Here is an 18,650-nt window from a genome sequence, read left to right as displayed (position 1 = left end):
GCTTCTATGATGCCGCAGCTATGTCCCCTGCCCTCGAACGCACCGAACCGACAGCCGCCGAGAAGCTGTCGCGCAACCTCGCCGTGGCCTCCGTCACCGCCCTCATCCTGCTCTGCCTGGCCTGGGAGCTGTGGCTGGCGCCGACCGGCCGCGGCACCCTGGCTCTGAAGGTGCTGCCACTGCTGCCGGCGCCGCTGGGCCTGTGGCGCTATCGCATGTACACCTACCGCTGGGTGGCGCTGTTCGTCTGGCTCTATGTGCTGGAAGGCCTGGTGCGCTCGACCAGCGAGGGCGGCCTCGGCCAATGGCTAGCGCTGGGTGAGGTGGTGTTGAGCACCGTCGTCTTCACGGCCTGCACGGCCCAGATCCGCCAAAGGCTGGCGGCGGCCAAGGCGGCATGAACGCCTTCCTCGACGCGCTGCGCGAGCGGCTCGGCGAGGCCGGCCTGCTGACGGGCGGCGACCTGTCGGCCTACGAAAACGACTGGCGCAAGCGCTATGTCGGCAAGGCCCTGGCCGTGGCGCGGCCGGCGTCGACTGAAGAGGTCGCGGCGGTGATGCACCTGTGCCACGAGCACCGCGTGGCCGTCGTGCCCCAGGGCGGCAACACGGGTCTCGTCGGCGGCTCGACGCCCGACGACAGCGGCGGCCAACTGGTGCTGAGCCTGTCGCGCATGAAGCGGGTGCGCGGCATCGATATCGCCAATGCCAGCCTGACGGCCGAGGCCGGCTGCGTGCTGGCCGAGGTGCAGGCCGCAGCCGCCCAAGCCGGAATGCTCTTCCCCCTCAGCCTCGCCGCCGAGGGCTCCTGCACCCTGGGTGGCAACCTGGCGACCAATGCCGGCGGCACCCAGGTGCTGCGTTATGGCAATGCGCGCGAGCTCTGCCTGGGGCTGGAGGTCGTGACCGCCACCGGCGAGGTCTGGCAAGGTCTGTCGGGCCTGCGCAAGGACAACACCGGCTATGACCTGCGCGACCTCTTCATCGGCAGCGAGGGGACGCTGGGCATCATCACGACCGCGACGATGAAGCTCTATCCGCAACCCAAGGAGCGTCTGACTGCGTTGGCAGCCTGCGATTCACTGGACGGCGCGGTCGCCCTGCTCGGCCTGGCGCGAGAACGCGCCGGCGATGCGCTGACCGGCTTCGAGGTGATGAACAGGGCCTCGCTGGCCCTCGTCGCGCGCGAATTGCCGCAATTGGCGCAACCGCTGGGGCCGGCGGAATGGACTGTGCTGCTGGAGCTATCCGACGCCGAGAGCGCGGAGCATGCGCGCGCCGTCTTCGAAGGCCTGCTGGAGGCCGCCGTCGAGCGTGGCTGCGTGCAGAACGCTGCCATCGCCCAGAACCTGCAGCAGGCCAGGGCCTTCTGGCATTTGCGCGAGTCCATCCCGCTGGCCCAGGCCCAGGCGGGGCTCAACATCAAGCACGACATCTCGCTGCCGGTGTCGGCCATCCCGGGCTTTGTGGCCGAAATGGATGCGGCCCTGGCTGCGTATCTGCCGGGCATTGATGTCATCGACTTTGGCCACCTGGGCGACGGCAATCTGCACTACAACGTGCAGGCCCCGGTTGGCGTGGCGCCGGCGGAGTTCCTGGCCGCGCATGAGGTGGCCATCAACGAACTCGTCTACGACGCCGTGCAGCAGCGCGGCGGCTCGATCTCGGCCGAGCATGGCATCGGCCGGCTCAAGCGCGAGGAGCTGGCACAGCGCAAGGACCCGACGGCCCTCGCGCTGATGCGGGCGATCAAGCGGGCCCTGGACCCGCTCGATCTGCTCAACCCTGGGCGGCTGGTGTGACCGTCACGCGGCGGCCGGTCACGAGACGGCCGAGCTTGACGACGAGGCGGAACAAGAAGCGCAGCAGCACCAGGGCCAGCAGGGCTTCGATCAGCGTCAGCACAAAGGCGCCGACCATCGTGAAGCGCGGCGTGCGGCGGTGGAACTTGGCCAGCGCATGGTCGCGGGCGATCTCGATGCTGTCGTAGAAGGTCGGCACGATCAGCAGGGTCAGCAGCGTCGACGTGATGGTGCCGCCGATGATGGCCACCGCCATCGGTCGGTAGAACTCACCGCCCTCGCCCACGCCGATGGCGACCGGCATCATGCCGGCGATCAGCGCGAGGGTCGTCATCAGGATGGGGCGGAAGCGCTTGCGCCCCGCATGCATCAGCGCCTCCTCGCGATCCACGCCCGCCTTCTCCTCCTGGCGCGTGGCGTCCAACAGCAGGATGGCGTTCTTGGCCACCAGGCCCATCAGCATGATGACGCCGATGAGGCTCATCAGGTTCAGCGTGCCGCCGGTCAGGATGAGGGCCAGCACGACGCCGATCAGGCTCAGCGGCAGCGACAGCATGACGCCCAGCGGCGCCGTGAAGCTGTTGAACTGGATCACGAGCACAAAGTACATCAGCGCGATGCCGCTCAGCAGCGCCGTGATCATGGCCGTGAAGACGACCTGCTGGTCGCGCGCCGAGCCGGCCAGCTCGATGCCGAAGCCGGGCGGGAAGTTGATGGCCTTGGCCAGCTTGACGGCCTCGGTCGTGATCTCGCCGGGCGAACGACCCTGTGCGTTGGCGCTGACGGTGATGGTGCGCTTGCCGTCGCCGTGCTGGATCTGGCCCGGGCCCTTGCCCATGGTGACGGTGGCGATCTGGTCCAGCGGCACCATGCGGTTGGTGCCCGAGACGGCGATGGGCAGGCGCTCGATGTTGGCCGCGTCCACGCGATCGCTCGGGTGAAGGCGGATGGCCACGTCGCGCGTCTCGCCGGTCGGGTCGACCCAGTCGCCGGCCTCGACGCCGGCAAAGGCCACGCGCAGGGACTGTGCAGCGTCATTCACCGAGATGCCGAGCTGGTTGGCCAGGCCGCGGTCGAGCTCGATCTGCAGCTCGTTCTGCGGGTCCTGCTCGGAGTAACCGACGTCGACGGCGCCCTTGATGCCCTGCATGGTCTTCTGGAACTCCTGCGTGATCTCCTGCAGCTTGCGCGTGTCGGTGCCATAGAAGCGGATCTGCACCGGCTTCTGCGCGCCGTTGTTCAGGTCGTCCAGCACGACGTATTCGGCGCCGACGAGACGGGCGACTTTCTCGCGCAGCTCCTTGGCGATCAGGGCCGCGGAGCGCTGGCGCTCCGTGCTCTTGCCGATGTCGATGTAGATGCGGCCGCCGCTGGCGTTCGGGTAGGCCATGGTGGCCTTGGTTTCCTTCATCGTCGAGGCGAGTGCCGCGGCGGCATCGAGCTTGAGCTTGGAGTAGTCCAGGCTGCTGGAGGCGGGGCTGCGCACGTCGACGGCCAGGAAGCCGGCGTCGGCCTGGGGCAGGAAGCTGGAACCGCCCACCGTGGCCTGCAGCGCGATGGCACCGACGAAGCTGACCACGGCGAAGGCCGCCATCCAGCGACGGTGATGCAGGGCCCAGGCGATGACATGGCCATAGCCGTTGGCGACGCCGTCGAACCAGTGGTTGAAGTGCTGCAGCAGCTTGCCGAAGCCCTTTTTGGGCTGCTCGTGGTAGCCCGGGGGGTCGCCCCAGTAGGCCGACAGCATCGGATCCAGCGTGAAGCTGATGATCAGCGACACGGCGACGGAGGCGACGACGGTCAGCGCGAAGGGCTTGAACCACTGGCCAGGGCCGTTGCCCATGAAGGCGACGGGCACGAAGACGGCGATGATGGCAAACGTGGTCGCCGCGACGGCCAAGCCGATCTCGGCCGTGCCCTCGCGTGCCGCGGTGACGCGGTCGCTGCCGCGCTCCATGTGCCGCACGATGTTCTCCCGCACCACGATGGCGTCGTCGATGAGCACGCCGATAGCCAGGGACAGGCCCAGCAGGCTCATGAAGTTCAGCGAGAAGCCCATCACCCAAACCGCGATGAAGGCCGCCAGCACCGAAGTGGGCAGGGACAGCGCCGTGATCAGCGTCGAGCGCCAGCTGTTCAGGAAGGCGTAGACGACGAAGATGGTCAGGCCGGCGCCGAACACCAGCGCGTCGGTGACGTTGTGCAGGCTGTTCTCGGCGTCCTTGCCGCCATCCTGGGTGACCTCCAGCGTCGTGCCGGCGGGCAGCTCCTTCTTGATCTCGTCGACCAGCTTGCGCGCGTCGTTGGCGACGCTGACGGTGGACGCGTCACGCGAGCGCGTGATGGAGATGCCAACGTTGGGACGGCCGTTGCGCAGCGAGTAGCCGCTCATCTCGGCGAAGCCGTCCTTGACCTCGGCGATCTGGCCCAGGCGGATGACGTTGCTGCCCGTGCGCTTGATGATCATCTGCTCGAACTCGCTGGGCGAGGCCAGGCGGCCGAGCAGGCGGATGCTCTGGTCTTCCAGCGCACCGCGCACCTTGCCGACCGGTGCGGTCGTGTTCTGGGCGCGCACCGCACCGAGCACTTCGGTGACGGAGACGCCGAACTCGCGCAGCTTTTCGGCGCGCAGCAGGATGGACAGCTCGCGCTGCAGCGAGCCGTTGACGGTCACGACCGACACGCCGGCGATGCCGCGGAAGCGCTCGGCCAGCTTGTCCTCGGCCAAGCGGCTGATCTGCGCGTGCGTCAGCGAACTGCTGGACAGCGACAACTGCAGGATGGGCTGGGCGCCGGGGTCGGCGCGCGTGATGATGGGTTCGCGGATCTCGGTCGGCAGCTTGTAGCGCACCGAGTTGATGGAGTTGCGCACCTCGTCGGCGGCCTCGATCATGTTCTTCGAGAAGTCGAAGACCAGCACGATGGTGGCACTGCCCTCGCGCGAGGTGGAGTTGGAGCGGTCCACGCCCGAGATGCTTTGCAAGGCCTTCTCGATGCGGTTGACGACCTCGCGCTCAACCGTCTCGGGCGAGGCGCCGGGGTAAGGGATGTTGATGACCAGCACCGGCGGCTCGACGTCCGGGAACTGGTTGACGCGCAGCTTGGACAGCGCGATGAGGCCCATCAGCATGAGGCCGATGACCATCACGACGGTGGCGACCGGCCGGCTGATACTGAAGTTGGAGAGGAACATCTCGCGACCTCCTGCTTACTTGCTGGCCGCCGGGGCAGGTGCTGCCGCGACAGCCGATGCGGCGCCGGCGCCGGGCTTGACGCGCTGCAGCGGCGCGCCGTCCTTCAGGTTGCTGCTGGGATTGCGCAGCACTTCGTCGCCCAGGGCCAGGCCGGTGGCGATGACGATCTCGCCGCGGCGCTCGTCGCGCTCGCCCAGCGTCACGGTGGTCTTCTTGAGCTTGTCGCCGGCGAGCTTCCAGACGAAGGCGGTGTCACCCTCGCGCAGCACCGAACCCTCGGCCAGCACCAGGGCGCGGCGGTCGGTGCTCTCGACGCGGCCTTCCGCGTAGAGACCGGCTACCTGCGGCGCCTTGGAGGCATCCTCGAAATTGGCGATCAGCTCGACCTGGCGCGTCGTCGCGTTGGCGGAGGCGTCGATGCGCGCCAGCTTGCCGTGGAACTCGTCGTCGCCGAAGCCGTTGATGCGGAAGGCGACGCGCTGGCCCAGCTTGAGCTCACCCAGGCGGTCGGCCGAAACCTGGCCTTCGAAGCGCATGGAGGCGGGGTCGATGACCTTGATCAGCTCGCGACCGACCTGCACCGTGTCGCCGACCGAGACCTTGCGCTCGCTGACGACACCGTCGAACGGCGCGCGGACCTCGGTGCGCGAGACCTGCTGGCGAGCCGTGACCATGCGAGCCTTGGCAGCGGCCAGTTCGCTCTGGGCCGCGTTGCGGCGCACTTCGGCGTCTTCCAGGGCCTGCGTGGAGATCATGCCCTGCTGGTTCAGCGTGCGCTGGCGGGCCAGCACGCGTTCGGTCTGCTCGAAGCTTTGCTGGGCGGCACGCAGGCCTTCGTCGGCCGATGTGGCCGCGTCGCGGATGGAGGTCGGGTCGATGCGGATGATGAGATCACCCGCACGCACGCGTTCGCCGTTGTCCTTGGCGATCTGCAGCACCACGGCGGCCACTTCGGCGCGCAGGTCGGCGCGGCGGGCCGGCTGGATGGCGCCCGAGATGACGGGGGAACCGATCAGGCCGCTCTGGGTGACTTGGCGCACATCCTCGGGCGCGAGCAACAGCGGGGCTGAGGGCTTGTCCGCGGCCGACTTGTCATCCGGCTTGCCACCCTTGTTGCAGGCGGTCAGGGCCAGCGTCAGGGCCAGGGTCAATGCGGTCAGGGTCAGCGTTGCACGCGTCATGGACAGAAGCTTTCTGCGATGGAAAGGTTTTCGGGCGGCTCAAACGCCTGAGCTTAACGGTCTGGCAACAACTCGCCAGAGGTCATGTACGAAATGTTATCGAACGTAATCAGGCCGGCTGCCACTGGAGCGGCCAGGCGCCCTGCTGCCAGCGCTGCAGCCACAGCAGCCCGATCAGGGTCTTGGCGTCGGTCATCTCGCCTTGGGCGGCGAGGCGGTCGAGTTCGTCGACCGTGTGCGTGACGAGTTCAAGAAACTCGCCTTCGTCCAGCTGCTGCGCGCCCCTGGTGAGGCCGCGTGCGAAGTAGATGTGGATGCCTTCGTCCGAATAGGCGATGGCGTTGTGCAGCACGCCGGCATAGGCCCATTCGGCGGCGCTGTAGCCGGTCTCCTCCAGCAGCTCGCGCTGGCCGCAGCTCAGCGGATCCTCGCCGGCATCGAGCTTGCCGGCCGGGAACTCCAGCATCACGCGGCCCATGGGGTAGCGGTACTGGCGTTCCATCACGAGCCGGCCGTCGTCCAGCAGCGGCACGATCATGACGGCACCGGGGTGGCGGATGTATTCGCGCTGGGCGGTGCGGCCGTCGGGCAGCGCGACGCGGTCGCGGCGCACGTCGAGGAAATGGCCGCTGTAGACCTGGCTGCCTTCGAGCAGGCGCTCGACGAGGTGATCGTCTTCAGTCCCGGCCACGGCGCAGATACCTCCAGACGAAGCCTGGGAAGCCCAGCGTGATGAAGAGGCAGGCGGCCGCGGCGTAGAACTCCCAGCCCTGCTCATGGCGCTGGCCGATGCGGGCCTCCAGCATGGTGCCAAGAGCGAAGGTCATGCTGGCCATCAGCGCCAGCTCCAACAGCCGCCATCCCGCCGGCTTGGGCGCGCGGCGCGGACCGACGAGCAGCAGCCTCTCGTTGAAGTAAGGCAGGTTGGCGGCGACGACGGCCGCAACGAGGACCAGCCAGACGGCAGCGGACTGGTCCATCGGGCGTGGTCAGGTCGCCAGAGCCTGGCGGATGGCAACCTTGCAGAGTTCCAGCAGGCCACCCGGCAGCAGGCCGAAGACCAGCACGGCAGCGCCGTTCAGGGTCATGACGAAGCGCACATCGGCCGGGGCGGCCAGCGGGGCCGTGTCGGTCGGAGCGTCGAAGAACATGACCTTGACGACGCGCAGGTAGTAGAACGCGCCGACCAGGGAGACGACGACGGCAAAGCCAGCCAGCCAGAGATAGAAGGGCAGCTGCGTGGCCACCAGGGCCTGCAGCACGGCCAGCTTGGCGTAGAAGCCCACCGTCGGCGGCACGCCGGCCAGCGAGAACATGAACATCGTCATGACCAGAGCGAACCAGGGGCTGCGCTTGCCCAGGCCGGCCAGGTCCTTGATCTCTTCGGCCTCGTGGCCCTGGCGCGACAGCAGGATGACCATGCCGAATGTGCCCAGCGTCGTCAGCACATAGGTGATGACGTAGAACATGGCCGAGCTGTAGGCGTTGGTGCCCCAGGCGGTGCTGTTGTTGACGACGCCTGCCGTCATGCCCAGCAGCATGAAACCCATGTTGGCGATGGTCGAGTAGGCCAGCATGCGCTTCAGATTGCTCTGTGCGATGGCGGCCAGGTTGCCGATCAGCAGGGACATGACGGACAGCACGACCAGCATCTGCTGCCAGTCCACGGCCATGCGGCTCATGCCTTCGACCAGCAGACGCACGGTGATGGCGAATGCAGCCAGCTTGGGCGCACCACCGATCAGCAGCGTCACGGCCGTCGGGGCGCCCTGGTAGACGTCAGGCACCCACATATGGAACGGCGCGGCACCCAGCTTGAAGGCCAGGCCGGCGACAACGAAGACGACGCCGAAGACCAGCACGCTCATGTTCGGCGGGATGCCCCGGTGCGTCACGTTGAAGACCTCGGGGATGGTCAGCGAGCCAGTGGCACCGTAGATCATCGACAGGCCGTAGAGCAGGAAGCCGCTGGCCAGCGCACCGAGGACGAAATACTTCATCGCCGCCTCGGTCGACACCGCGTGGTCGCGGCGCAGGGCCACCAGCGCATACAGCGACAGGCTCATCAGTTCCAGGCCGAGATAGACGACCAGGAAGTTGTTGGCCGACATCATGACGCTGATGCCGAGCAGCGCGAACAGGCTCAGGATGAAGAGCTCACCCTTCAACATCTCGCGGAAGGCGGCATAGGGGCGCGCATAGACCAGCGCGATCAGCGTAGCCACGCAGGCGAAACCGGCCAGCAGATGGCCCATCGGATCGGCGACGACCATGCCTTGCATGGCGTAGCTCGTGTCGCCGCGGTTGAAGTAGTAGAAGTGCATGCCGGCCACGACGGCCAGCGTCAGCTGCGTCAGCCAGTAGGTCGGGCGACGCTGCTCGTCGGTGACCCAGAGGTCCACGAGCGCGATCAGACAGCCCATCGCCAGCAGCAGGACTTCGGGGTAAATCGCGGCGAGCCAGTTAACGTTGTTCATTGTTCTGCCTTTGGCTCGGGATCAGGCGGGGATCTTGGTGAGCGCCACGTGCTTGAGCAGCTCGGTGACCGAGTGGTGCATCACGTCAGTGAAGGGCTTGGGATAGAGACCCATGTACAGCGTCGCGACAGCCAGCAGCGCGAGCATGATGAATTCGCGCTTGTTGATGTCGGTCAGCGCACGGACGTCGTCGTTGGCGATGTCGCCGAAGTAGACGCGCTTGACCATCCACAGCGTGTAGGCCGCGCCGAACACCAGGGCCGTCGCCGCGATGCCGCCGAGCCAGAAGTTGGCCTTGACGGTGCCCAGAATGACCATCCACTCGCCGACGAAGCCGGCCGTCGCGGGCAGGCCGCAGTTGGCCATGCCGAAGAAGACGGCGAAGGCGGCGAACTTGGGCATGGTGTTGACGACACCACCGTAGGAGGCGATCTCACGCGAGTGCACGCGGTCGTAGAGCACGCCGATGCACAGGAACATGGCACCCGACACGAAGCCGTGCGAGATCATCTGCACGATGCCGCCGGACACACCCAGCTCGTTGAAGATGAAGAAACCCAGGGTCACGAAACCCATGTGGGCAATGGACGAGTAGGCCACCAGCTTCTTCATGTCCTTCTGCACCAGGGCCACCAGGCCGATGTAGACGACGGCGATCAGTGACATGGCGATGATGAGCCAGGACCATTCGCGTGCCGCGTCCGGCGCGATCGGCAGCGAGAAACGCAGGAAGCCGTAGCAACCCAGCTTCAGCATGATGGCCGCCAGCACGACGGAGCCACCGGTGGGCGCCTCGACGTGGGCGTCGGGCAGCCAGGTGTGCACCGGCCACATCGGCACCTTGACCGAGAAGGCGGCCAGGAAGGCGAAGAACAGCCAGGTCTGGGCGCCGCCGGTCAGCGGCAGCTGGTGCCAGGCCTGGATGTCGAAGCTGCCCGTCTTGGTGTACAGGTAGAGCAGCGCGATCAGCATCAGCAGCGAGCCGGCCAGCGTGTACAGGAAGAACTTGAAGGCCGCATAGACACGGTTCGGGCCGCCCCAGACGCCGATGATGATGTACATCGGGATCAGCGTGGCCTCGAAGAACACGTAGAACAGCATGCCGTCCAGCGCGCTGAACACGCCCACCATCAGACCCGACAGGATCAGGAAGGCGCCCATGTACTGGTTGACGCGGGTCTCGACGACTTCCCAGGCCGAGATGACGACGATGATGGTGATGAAGGCCGTCAGCGGCACGAACCACATCGAGATGCCGTCCACGCCGAGGTGGTAGCTGATGTTGAAACGCTCGATCCAGGACTGGTTCTCGACGAACTGCATGGCAGCCGTCGACGTGTCAAAGCCGGTGATCAGCGGCAGCGTGACGGCGAAGCTCGCCACCGCCGCCACCAGCGCCATCCAACGAACGGCATTCGCCTGTTCGTCACGCCCGAGCGCCAGCAGCAAGGCGCCGCAGGCAATGGGCAGAAAAATCGCAAGACTCAGCAACATTCTTGTTCTCCGCCTCGTCGCTCAGAACCCGAACAGGGCATTGAACTGGGGCTTGATATAGGGCCACAGCTGCCAGGTCATCAGCCCGGTGACGCCCAGGATCATGACCAGGGCGTACCAGTACAGATAACCGGTCTGGAAGCGGCGCACCAGGCCCGCGATACCACCGATGGCCTTGGCCGAGCCATTGATGACGAGGCCGTCGATGAGGCCGGCATCGCCGCCCTTCCACAGGCCCAGGCCGATGAGACGCGCGGCACGGGCCAGGATGTTCTCGTTGATCCAGTCCATGAAGTACTTGTTCTCCAGGACGATGATCACGGGACGCAGCACCTTGCCCAGCGTGGCAGGGATGCTGGGCGCCACCATGTAGAACACATAGGCGGTCACGACACCCGACAGGGCCAGCCAGAACGGCAGCGAGGTCAGGCCGTGCAGGGCCATGGCCGCGGCGCCGTGGAACTCCTCGGCCAGTTCCTCCATCGCCGGGTGGGCGTGCAGGTTGACGAAGATGGCGTCCTTGAAGAAGTCGCCAAACAGCATCGGCTGGATGGTCATGAAGCCGATGACGACCGACGGGATGGCCAGCAGCACCAGCGGCGCGGTGACAACCCAGGGCGACTCGTGCGGCGTGTGGTCATGGCCGTGGCCATGGTCATCGTCGTGGTGGTCGTGCTCACCCGGGAAGGGCTTGTGGTGGAAATGTTCCTTGCCGTGGAAGACCAGGAAGTACATGCGGAAGGAATAGAAGGCCGTCACGAACACGCCGACGATGACGGCGAAGTAGGCGAAGTGGGCACCCGGCAGATGGCTGGCGTGCACGGCCTCGATGATGGAGTCCTTGGAGTAGAAGCCCGAGAACAGCGGCGTGCCGATCAGGGCCAGCGAGCCCAGCAGGGACGTGATCCAGGTGATGGGCATGTACTTGCGCAGGCCGCCCATGTTGCGGATGTCCTGGTCGTGGTGCATGCCGATGATGACGGAGCCGGCACCGAGGAACAGCAGGGCCTTGAAGAAGGCATGCGTCATCAGGTGGAAGACGGCGACCGAATAGGCCGAGGCGCCCAGGGCGACCGTCATATAGCCCAGCTGCGACAGCGTGGAATAGGCGACGACGCGCTTGATGTCGTTCTGGATGATGCCCAGGAAGCCCATGAACAGGGCCGTGATGGCACCGATGACCATGACGAAGTTCAGCGCCGTATCCGACAGCTCGAACAGCGGCGACATGCGCGCCACCATGAAGATGCCGGCCGTCACCATCGTCGCGGCGTGGATCAGCGCGGAGATGGGCGTCGGGCCTTCCATGGAGTCGGGCAGCCAGACGTGCAGCGGGAACTGCGCCGACTTGCCCATGGCGCCGATGAAGAGACAGATGCAGGTGACGGTCATCAGCGACCAGTCGCCTCCTCCCAGTGAAAGCGGGAAGGCCATCTGCGACAGCAGCTCGGACTTGGCGAAGATCTCGGCGTAGTTCAGCGAACCACCGAAGGCCACCAGCAGGCCGATACCGAGAATGAAGCCGAAGTCACCGACCCGGTTCACCAGGAAGGCCTTCATGTTGGCGAAGATGGCCGTCGGCTTCTTGTACCAGAAGCCGATCAGCAGGTACGACACCAGGCCCACCGCCTCCCAGCCGAAGAAGAGCTGGAGCATGTTGTTGCTCATGACGAGCATCAGCATGCTGAAGGTGAACAGAGAGATGTAGGAGAAGAAGCGCTGGTAGCCGTCGTCCTCTTCCATGTAGCCGATGGTGTAGATGTGCACCATCAGCGACACGAAGGTCACGACCACCATCATCATGGCCGTCAGGCCGTCGATGAGGAAGCCGACTTCCATCTTCAGCGTGCCGAGGTTCATCCACTCATAGAGGGTGGCGTTGAAGCGCGCGCCATCGACGGCGACGCTGTACAGCGTCATGGCCGAGATGATGAAGGCGACGAGGACGCCGAGGATGGTGACCATGTGCGAGCCGCGGCGGCCCACCGTCTTGCCGAAGAAGCCGGCGACGATGGCGCCCACCAGCGGCGCCAGCGGCACCGTCAGCAGCAGGTTCTGGGAGAGTTGTGCAGACATCTGGGTGCCCTTAGCCCTTGAGCGCGTCGAGCTCTTCGACGTTGATGCTGGCCCGGTTGCGGAACAGCACGACCAGGATGGCCAGGCCGATGGCCGATTCGGCCGCCGCGACGGTCAGGATGAAGAACACGAAGACTTGGCCGGCCATCTTGTCGGCCTCAACCGGCAGATAGTGCGAGAAGGCGACGAAGTTCAGGTTGACCGCCAGCAGCATCAGCTCGATGGCCATCAGCAGCACGATCAGGTTCTTGCGGTTCAGGAAGATGCCGATCACCGACAGCGCGAACAGCATTGCGCCCAGCGTCAGGAAATGGCCCAGGGTCAGTCCAGCGGCGCCGATCATGCCTGGCCTCCTTCGGTGGGTGCAGCGGGTGCGGCCGGCTGCGCAGCGACGGTCGGTGCCATCTTGACGATCTTCAGGCGCTGGGCCTTGGTGACCTTGACCTGCTCGGAGGCGTCCATGGCGCGCGAGTCCTTGCGGCGGCGCAGCGTCAGCGCGATGGCCGCGACGATGGCGACGAGCAGCAGCACGGCGGCAATCTGCAGCGGGTAGAGATAGCTGGTGTAGATCTCGATGCCCAGCAACTTGGTGTTGCCTTGGCTGATCTGCGCAGCGGTGGCCATCGGCGCATCAGCAGTCTGAAAGCCGCCCATCAGCACGATGCCCATCTCGAAGGCGATCAGCGCGCCGATGACGGCGGCCACGGGCAAATGCTTCCAGAAGCCCTCACGCAGGCTATCCGTGTTCAGGTCGAGCATCATGACCACGAACAGGAACAGCACCATGACGGCGCCGATGTAGACGAGGACCAGCGCAATCGCCAGGAACTCGGCCTTCAGCAGCATCCAGATGCAGGAGGCCGTGAAGAAGGACAGGATGAGGAAGAGCGCCGCATGCACGGTGCTGCGCGCCGTGATGACACGGAACGAACTCACCAGCAGGATGCCGGAGAAGACGTAGAAGAGGATGGTCGTGATGTCCATATTTGCTCGGTCAAACACTGCTGACTTTGGATCCGGGGCGTCCGCCGGGCCGTCCCAAGGACGATCCGGGCAGATGTGGACGGCGGCGTTTGCCGGCGTTCATCTGCGTCCCCTCGGGGGACCGGCCGGGTACTCCCGGACGAGGGGTCAACGATATTTGGCGTCGGCCTCCTTTTGCGCAGCAATTTGCGGCTCGTACTTGTCACCGACGGCCAGCAGCATGTCCTTGGTGAAGTAGAGGTCGCCGCGCTTTTCGCCGTGGTATTCGAAGATGCTGGTTTCGACGATGGAGTCCACCGGGCAGCTTTCTTCGCAGAAGCCGCAGAAGATGCACTTGGTCAGGTCGATGTCGTAGCGCGTCGTGCGGCGGCTGCCGTCAGCGCGCACGTCGCTCTCGATGGTGATGGCCATCGCGGGGCAGACGGCCTCGCAGAGCTTGCAGGCGATGCAGCGCTCTTCACCGTTCTCGTAGCGGCGCAGCGCATGCAGGCCGCGGAAGCGCGGCGACAGCGGCGTCTTCTCTTCCGGGAACTGGATGGTGATGTTGCGCGACAGGAAGTGGCGGCCGGTCAGCTTCATCCCCTTGAGCAATTCCCAGAGGAAGAAGGTCTTGGCGAAATTCGTGATTGCAGTCATGGTCGCCGCCTCACTTCCAGGGGTTGAACGGCGTCTGCATGACAGCACCGACAACGACCAGCCAGATCAGCGTGATGGGAATGAAGATCTTCCAGCCCAGACGCATGATCTGGTCATAGCGGAAGCGAGGGAACGTGGCACGCACCCACAGGAACATGGTGACGACGAAGAAGGTCTTGGCGAACAGCCAGAACCAGTTCCAGAACGCCATCGTGTGCTGGAAGAAGCTCGGCACTTCCATGCCGAACAGGCTCCAGGAGATCGGTGCGCTCCAGCCGCCCAGGAACATGATGACGGCCAGGGCCGACACCAGGATCATGTTGGCGTACTCGGCCAGGAAGAACATCGCGAACGACATGCCCGAGTACTCGATCATGTGGCCGGCCACGATTTCCGATTCACCTTCGACGACGTCAAACGGGTGGCGGTTGGTTTCGGCCAGGCCCGAGATGAAGTAGACGATGAAGATGGGGAACAGCAGGACCCAGTTCCAGGAGAAGATGTTCAACCCCATGTTGGCCCAGATGCCCTTTTCCTGCACCTGCACGACGGTGGTCATGTTCAGGCTGCCCGTCACCATCAGCACGACGACCAGGGCGAAGCCCATGGCGATTTCGTAGCTGACCATCTGGGCCGAGGCGCGCAGCGCGCCCAGGAAGGCGTACTTCGAGTTGGAGGCCCAGCCGGCGATGATGACGCCATAGACCTCGAGCGAGGTGATGGCCATCAGGAACAGCAGACCGGCGTTGACGTTGGCGACCGCCGCGTCAGGACCGAAGGGCACGACGGCCCAGGCGGCCAGGGCCGGCATGATGGTCATGACGGGGCCGAGGAAGAACAGGCCCTTGCTGGCGGCGGCGGGCTTGATGATCTCCTTGAAGATCAGCTTGACCGCATCGGCGATGGGGGTCAGCAGGCCGTAGGGGCCGACGCGGTTCGGACCCGGGCGGATCTGCGACCAGCCGATGGCCTTTCGCTCCCACAGCGTCAGATAGGCCACGCAGCCCAGCAGCGGCAGGATCACCGCGACGATCTTCAGCAGGCTCCAGACCAGAGGCCACAAGACCCCCAGCAGCGCGGCGCCGTTTTGGTAGAGAGAGTCGATCATTCGGTTCAGCTCCCTCAGACCTTGCTGATGCTCAGCGTGCCAAAGGCGGCACCCAGAGTGGCGGTTTGTGCGAGGCCGGACGGCACGCGGGCCACGCCCTCGGGCAGGCCAGCTTCCAGGCGGGCGGGCAGTTGGGCGGCACCGCCGTCCTGCACGACGCGCACCTGGTCGCCTTCGGCCAGGCCGAGTTGCGCCCACAGGCTGCCGGGCAGGCCGACCGTCGCGGCTTCGCGGCCGTCGGTGGTCAGCTGCAGCGAGGTCGAGTTGCGCACCAGCGGGTCGGTCGCGTAGATGGGCAGGTTGGCGAAGCGCTCAACCCCCTCGCCCTTCGTCGCGGCTTGCGCTGCGGCGGAGGTGGTCGAATTTGTGGCGTTATTCAGGCGGGCAGCGATGTCGCCACCCAGGGCCTGTTCACGCACCTGCTCCGAGCTCTCCTGGTCGAAGCCGGCCAGGCCGAGCAGATTGCCGAGCACGCGCAGCACCTTCCAGGCCGGACGCGTCTCGGCCAGCGGGCGCACGACGCCGACGAAGCTTTGCAGGCGACCCTCGGCGTTGACGAAGCTGCCCGAGGTCTCGGTGAACGGGGCGATGGGCAGCAGCACGTCGGCGTATTCGAGACCGCTCTTGAAGGGGCTCAGCACGACGACCATCTCGGCCGCGTCCAGCGCCTTGGCGGCTGCCGCGGCATTGGCGGAGTCGAGCACCGGATCGGTGTTCAGCAGCACCACGGCCTTCAGCGAAGTGCCGTTCAGCATCTGGCCGGCGTTCAGGCCGTCGATCTGGGGTTGGGCCTTCACGAGCTGGGCACCAACGGTGTTGGCGGCGGCGGTCAGGTAGCCGACCGTCGCGCCGGTCTGCTGGGCTATCCACTGCGCCAGCGCCAGCAGGCTGGTGGCCTGCGGGTGTTCGGCGGCGGCATTGCCGAGCAGGATGGCCTTCTTCTGGCCGGACTGCAGGCTGGCGGCAATCGCCTTGGCTTCGTCCGTGGCGTTGCCAGCCAGCGGCGCACCGGCGCCAATGGCGGCGGCGACATCGGCCAGGGCTTGCACCCAGCCCGACGGGGCGACGGCAGATGAACCGGCGAGCGGCATCAGCCAGTCATCACTGCTCAGGCCGACGCGATGCACGGCGGCACCGCGGCGCGCGGCGTGACGCAGGCGGGCGGCGAACAGCGGGTGGTCCTTGCGCAGGTTGGAGCCGACGACAAGGGCGCGGTCCAGCTCGGAGAGGCTCGCGATGCTGGTGCCCAGCCAACGGGCCTGGCCGGCGGCAGCGGTATTGCCGAAGTCGCTGTGGCGCAGGCGGTGGTCGATGTTGTCGCTGCCCAGGCCGCGCACGATCTGCGTGAGCAGGTGCAGCTCTTCCACCGTGCTGTGGGCCGAGCCCAGCGCGCCGATCGCCTTGGCACCATGGTCGCCCTTGATGGTCTTCAGGCCGTTGGCGATGTATTCCAGCGCCGTCGTCCAGTCGACCTGCTTCCAGGCGCCGCCCTGCTTGATCATGGGCGCGGTCAGGCGCTGGTCGCTGTTCAGGGCCTCGTAGCTGAAGCGGTCGCGGTCGGCGATCCAGCATTCATTGACGTCTTCGTTCTCCAGCGGAACGACGCGCAGGACCTGGTGGTTCTTGACCTGGACGATCAGGTTGGCACCGGTCGAGTCGTGGGGGCTGACGCTCTTGCGGCGCGACAGTTCCCAGGTGCGGGCGCTGTAGCGGAAGGGCTTGCTGGTCAGCGCGCCGACCGGGCAGATGTCGATCATGTTGCCCGACAGCTCGGAGTCCACCGTGCGGCCGACGAAGGTCTGGATCTCGCTGTGCTCACCGCGGTGGGCCATGCCCAGTTCCATCTGGCCGGCGATCTCCTGGCCGAAGCGCACGCAGCGGGTGCAGTGGATGCAGCGGCTCATCTCCTCCATGGAGATCAGCGGACCGACGTTCTTGTGGAAGACGACGCGCTTCTCTTCGGAGTAGCGGCTCTTGCCGGCGCCATAGCCCACGGCCAGGTCCTGCAGCTGGCACTCGCCGCCCTGGTCGCAGATGGGGCAGTCCAGCGGGTGGTTGATCAGCAGGAATTCCATGACGCCCTGCTGGGCCTTGATCGCCTTGTCGCTCTTGGTGCGGACGATCATGCCCTGCGTGACGGGTGTAGCGCACGCAGGCATGGGCTTGGGCGCCTTCTCCACGTCCACCAGGCACATGCGGCAGTTGGCCGCGATGCTCAGCTTCTTGTGATAGCAGAAGTGCGGGATGTAGGTACCGGCCTTCTCGGCGGCATGCATGACCATGCTGCCTTCCTGGACCGAGACCTTCTGACCGTCGAGTTCGATTTCAACCATGATGGGTGTTCCCTAGGCGCTCAGGTCGGAGCCACCAGGGGCTTCTTGTGTTCAATCAGGTGCAAGAACTCATGCTTGAAGTTCTTGATCATGGCGCGCACCGGCATCGCGGCAGCGTCGCCCAGCGCGCAGATGGTGCGGCCCTGGATGTTGTCGGCCACCGAGTTCAGCAGGTCGATGTCCTCTGCCCTGCCCTCGCCGTGGTAGATGCGTTCCAGCACGCGGTGCATCCAGCCCGTGCCTTCGCGGCAGGGCGTGCACTGGCCGCAGGACTCGTGGGCATAGAAGTAGGACAGGCGCAGCAGGCTCTGCACGGCGCAGCGCGAATCGTCCATGACGATGACGGCGCCCGAGCCCAGCATGGAGCCGGCCTTGGCGATGGAGTCATAGTCCATCGTGCACTGCATCATCACTTCGGCCGTCAGCACCGGCGCAGACGAGCCGCCAGGAATGACGGCCTTGAGCTTGCGACCCTTGCGCACGCCACCCGCCATCTCGAGCAGCACCGAGAACGGCGTGCCCAGCGGAATCTCGTAGTTGCCGGGCTTCTCGACGTCGCCCGACACCGAGAACAGCTTGGTGCCGCCGTTGTTGGGCTTGCCGATCTCGAGGTAGGCCTGACCGCCGTTGCGGATGATCCAGGGCACCGCCGCGAAGGTCTCGGTGTTGTTGATGGTGGTGGGCTTGCCGTACAGGCCGAAGCTGGCCGGGAACGGCGGCTTGAAGCGCGGCTGGCCCTTCTTGCCTTCCAGCGATTCCAGCAGCGCGGTCTCTTCGCCGCAGATGTAGGCGCCGAAGCCGTGGTGGCCGTGCAGTTGGAAGCTGAAGCCCGAGCCCATGATCTTGTCGCCGAGGTAGCCGGCGGCGCGGGCTTCTTCCAGGGCCGCTTCGAAGCGCTCGTAGACCTCGAAGATCTCGCCGTGGATGTAGTTGTAGCCGACCGTGATGCCCATCGCGTAGGCGGCGATGGCCATGCCCTCGATGACCTGATGCGGGTTGAACATCAGCAGGTCGCGGTCCTTGCAGGTACCCGGCTCGCCTTCGTCACTGTTGCAGACGAGGTACTTCTGGCCCGGGAACTGGCGGGGCATGAAGCTCCACTTCAGGCCCGTGGGGAAGCCGGCGCCGCCGCGGCCGCGCAGGGCCGAGGTCTTGACTTCGGCGATGACCTGGTCAGGGGTCAGGCCTTCACCGCCGTCAGCGGCCAGGATCTTCTTCAGCGCTGCGTAGCCGCCACGGGCTTCGTAGTCCTTGATCGACCAGTTCTTGCCGTTCAGGTCCGCGTAGATCTGCGGCGTGATGTGGCGGCCGTGGAAGCAGGTCTCGGCGCCGGTGCTTTGGAATTTGGTGAGGTCCAGCATCGTCT

General features: G+C 65.9%; 15 protein-coding genes. 2 read left to right on the top strand and 13 right to left on the bottom strand.

All coding sequences use genetic code 11. The annotated features are described in order from the left end of the window. The first annotated feature begins 20 nt into the window (after nucleotides 1–20). Both ACS5PN_RS03050 and ACS5PN_RS03045 read left to right on the top strand, forming a co-directional pair. Nucleotides 21–401: a DUF2069 domain-containing protein gene (locus ACS5PN_RS03050; protein WP_439462461.1), complete on the top strand. Its 381-nt coding sequence runs from the start codon at nucleotides 21–23 to the stop codon at nucleotides 399–401. Next, on the top strand, nucleotides 398–1,801 hold the full coding sequence (locus ACS5PN_RS03045) for an FAD-binding oxidoreductase (protein ID WP_439462460.1): 1,404 nt from the start codon (nucleotides 398–400) through the stop codon (nucleotides 1,799–1,801). The genes ACS5PN_RS03050 and ACS5PN_RS03045 overlap by 4 nt, the downstream gene beginning before the upstream one ends. Here the strand turns inward: ACS5PN_RS03045 and ACS5PN_RS03040 are convergent. The 13 genes from ACS5PN_RS03040 to nuoF all read right to left on the bottom strand — a co-directional run bounded on the left by ACS5PN_RS03040 (nucleotide 1,779) and on the right by nuoF (nucleotide 18,645). After that, nucleotides 1,779–4,994 carry an efflux RND transporter permease subunit gene (locus ACS5PN_RS03040; protein ID WP_439462459.1) on the bottom strand — a complete coding sequence of 1,072 codons (3,216 nt, stop codon included), beginning with the start codon at nucleotides 4,992–4,994 and terminating at the stop codon, nucleotides 1,779–1,781. The genes ACS5PN_RS03045 and ACS5PN_RS03040 overlap by 23 nt on opposite strands. A 15-nt stretch (nucleotides 4,995–5,009) precedes the next feature. Beyond that, the gene (locus ACS5PN_RS03035; RefSeq protein WP_439462458.1) at nucleotides 5,010–6,176 is read right to left on the bottom strand and encodes an efflux RND transporter periplasmic adaptor subunit; all 1,167 of its coding nucleotides are present in this window, start codon (nucleotides 6,174–6,176) and stop codon (nucleotides 5,010–5,012) included. A gap of 109 nt (nucleotides 6,177–6,285) precedes the next feature. Further along, the gene (locus ACS5PN_RS03030; protein WP_439462457.1) at nucleotides 6,286–6,867 is read right to left on the bottom strand and encodes an NUDIX domain-containing protein; all 582 of its coding nucleotides are present in this window, start codon (nucleotides 6,865–6,867) and stop codon (nucleotides 6,286–6,288) included. Further along, nucleotides 6,854–7,156, bottom strand: a complete 303-nt coding sequence (locus tag ACS5PN_RS03025; protein WP_439462456.1) for a DUF2818 family protein — start codon at nucleotides 7,154–7,156, stop codon at nucleotides 6,854–6,856. Before ACS5PN_RS03025 ends, ACS5PN_RS03030 begins: the two co-directional genes overlap by 14 nt. A 9-nt stretch (nucleotides 7,157–7,165) precedes the next feature. Next, nucleotides 7,166–8,653, bottom strand: coding sequence for an NADH-quinone oxidoreductase subunit NuoN (gene nuoN / locus ACS5PN_RS03020; protein WP_439462455.1), 1,488 nt, complete (start codon nucleotides 8,651–8,653; stop codon nucleotides 7,166–7,168). 21 nt (nucleotides 8,654–8,674) lie between these two features. Then, nucleotides 8,675–10,147: an NADH-quinone oxidoreductase subunit M gene (locus ACS5PN_RS03015; protein WP_439462454.1), complete on the bottom strand. Its 1,473-nt coding sequence runs from the start codon at nucleotides 10,145–10,147 to the stop codon at nucleotides 8,675–8,677. 21 nt (nucleotides 10,148–10,168) lie between these two features. Next, complete coding sequence (gene nuoL, locus ACS5PN_RS03010) at nucleotides 10,169–12,223, bottom strand: NADH-quinone oxidoreductase subunit L (RefSeq protein ID WP_439462453.1); 2,055 nt, start codon at nucleotides 12,221–12,223, stop codon at nucleotides 10,169–10,171. A gap of 10 nt (nucleotides 12,224–12,233) precedes the next feature. Further along, on the bottom strand, nucleotides 12,234–12,566 hold the full coding sequence (gene nuoK, locus ACS5PN_RS03005; RefSeq protein ID WP_394488036.1) for an NADH-quinone oxidoreductase subunit NuoK: 333 nt from the start codon (nucleotides 12,564–12,566) through the stop codon (nucleotides 12,234–12,236). Then, the gene (locus ACS5PN_RS03000) at nucleotides 12,563–13,207 is read right to left on the bottom strand and encodes an NADH-quinone oxidoreductase subunit J (protein ID WP_439462452.1); all 645 of its coding nucleotides are present in this window, start codon (nucleotides 13,205–13,207) and stop codon (nucleotides 12,563–12,565) included. Before ACS5PN_RS03000 ends, nuoK begins: the two co-directional genes overlap by 4 nt. Before the next feature lie 147 nt (nucleotides 13,208–13,354). Further along, complete coding sequence (nuoI, locus tag ACS5PN_RS02995) at nucleotides 13,355–13,843, bottom strand: NADH-quinone oxidoreductase subunit NuoI (protein WP_119046407.1); 489 nt, start codon at nucleotides 13,841–13,843, stop codon at nucleotides 13,355–13,357. Nucleotides 13,844–13,853: 10 nt separating this feature from the next. Next, nucleotides 13,854–14,951 (bottom strand): NADH-quinone oxidoreductase subunit NuoH, encoded by a 1,098-nt coding sequence (gene nuoH, locus ACS5PN_RS02990; RefSeq protein WP_439462451.1) that lies wholly within the window; start codon nucleotides 14,949–14,951, stop codon nucleotides 13,854–13,856. A 14-nt stretch (nucleotides 14,952–14,965) separates the two neighbouring features. Beyond that, nucleotides 14,966–17,284 carry an NADH-quinone oxidoreductase subunit NuoG gene (gene nuoG / locus ACS5PN_RS02985; protein ID WP_439462450.1) on the bottom strand — a complete coding sequence of 773 codons (2,319 nt, stop codon included), beginning with the start codon at nucleotides 17,282–17,284 and terminating at the stop codon, nucleotides 14,966–14,968. Nucleotides 17,285–17,304: 20 nt separating this feature from the next. Continuing rightward, nucleotides 17,305–18,645 (bottom strand): NADH-quinone oxidoreductase subunit NuoF, encoded by a 1,341-nt coding sequence (gene nuoF / locus ACS5PN_RS02980; RefSeq protein WP_439462449.1) that lies wholly within the window; start codon nucleotides 18,643–18,645, stop codon nucleotides 17,305–17,307. Nucleotides 18,646–18,650: the final 5 nt, after the last annotated feature.

The sequence above is a fragment of the Roseateles sp. NT4 genome, assembly GCF_051857475.1.
Lineage (GTDB): Bacteria > Pseudomonadota > Gammaproteobacteria > Burkholderiales > Burkholderiaceae_C > Pelomonas.
The sequence above is the reverse complement of the archived record's forward strand: the minus strand, read 5'-3'. Positions and strand labels throughout refer to the sequence as shown.

What these genes read in the sequence shown, in the direction of transcription:
- ACS5PN_RS03045 (WP_439462460.1), top strand. Translation starts at nt 398, where the DNA reads ATGAACGCCTTCCTCGACGCGCTGCGCGAGCGGCTCGGCGAGGCCGGC.
- ACS5PN_RS03015 (WP_439462454.1), bottom strand. Translation starts at nt 10,147, where the DNA reads ATGTTGCTGAGTCTTGCGATTTTTCTGCCCATTGCCTGCGGCGCCTTG.
- ACS5PN_RS03040 (WP_439462459.1), bottom strand. Translation starts at nt 4,994, where the DNA reads ATGTTCCTCTCCAACTTCAGTATCAGCCGGCCGGTCGCCACCGTCGTG.
- nuoN (WP_439462455.1), bottom strand. Translation starts at nt 8,653, where the DNA reads ATGAACAACGTTAACTGGCTCGCCGCGATTTACCCCGAAGTCCTGCTG.
- ACS5PN_RS03050 (WP_439462461.1), top strand. Translation starts at nt 21, where the DNA reads ATGTCCCCTGCCCTCGAACGCACCGAACCGACAGCCGCCGAGAAGCTG.
- nuoI (WP_119046407.1), bottom strand. Translation starts at nt 13,843, where the DNA reads ATGACTGCAATCACGAATTTCGCCAAGACCTTCTTCCTCTGGGAATTG.
- ACS5PN_RS03035 (WP_439462458.1), bottom strand. Translation starts at nt 6,176, where the DNA reads ATGACGCGTGCAACGCTGACCCTGACCGCATTGACCCTGGCCCTGACG.
- nuoK (WP_394488036.1), bottom strand. Translation starts at nt 12,566, where the DNA reads ATGATCGGCGCCGCTGGACTGACCCTGGGCCATTTCCTGACGCTGGGC.
- nuoL (WP_439462453.1), bottom strand. Translation starts at nt 12,223, where the DNA reads ATGTCTGCACAACTCTCCCAGAACCTGCTGCTGACGGTGCCGCTGGCG.
- ACS5PN_RS03000 (WP_439462452.1), bottom strand. Translation starts at nt 13,207, where the DNA reads ATGGACATCACGACCATCCTCTTCTACGTCTTCTCCGGCATCCTGCTG.
- ACS5PN_RS03025 (WP_439462456.1), bottom strand. Translation starts at nt 7,156, where the DNA reads ATGGACCAGTCCGCTGCCGTCTGGCTGGTCCTCGTTGCGGCCGTCGTC.
- nuoH (WP_439462451.1), bottom strand. Translation starts at nt 14,951, where the DNA reads ATGATCGACTCTCTCTACCAAAACGGCGCCGCGCTGCTGGGGGTCTTG.
- nuoF (WP_439462449.1), bottom strand. Translation starts at nt 18,645, where the DNA reads ATGCTGGACCTCACCAAATTCCAAAGCACCGGCGCCGAGACCTGCTTC.
- nuoG (WP_439462450.1), bottom strand. Translation starts at nt 17,284, where the DNA reads ATGGTTGAAATCGAACTCGACGGTCAGAAGGTCTCGGTCCAGGAAGGC.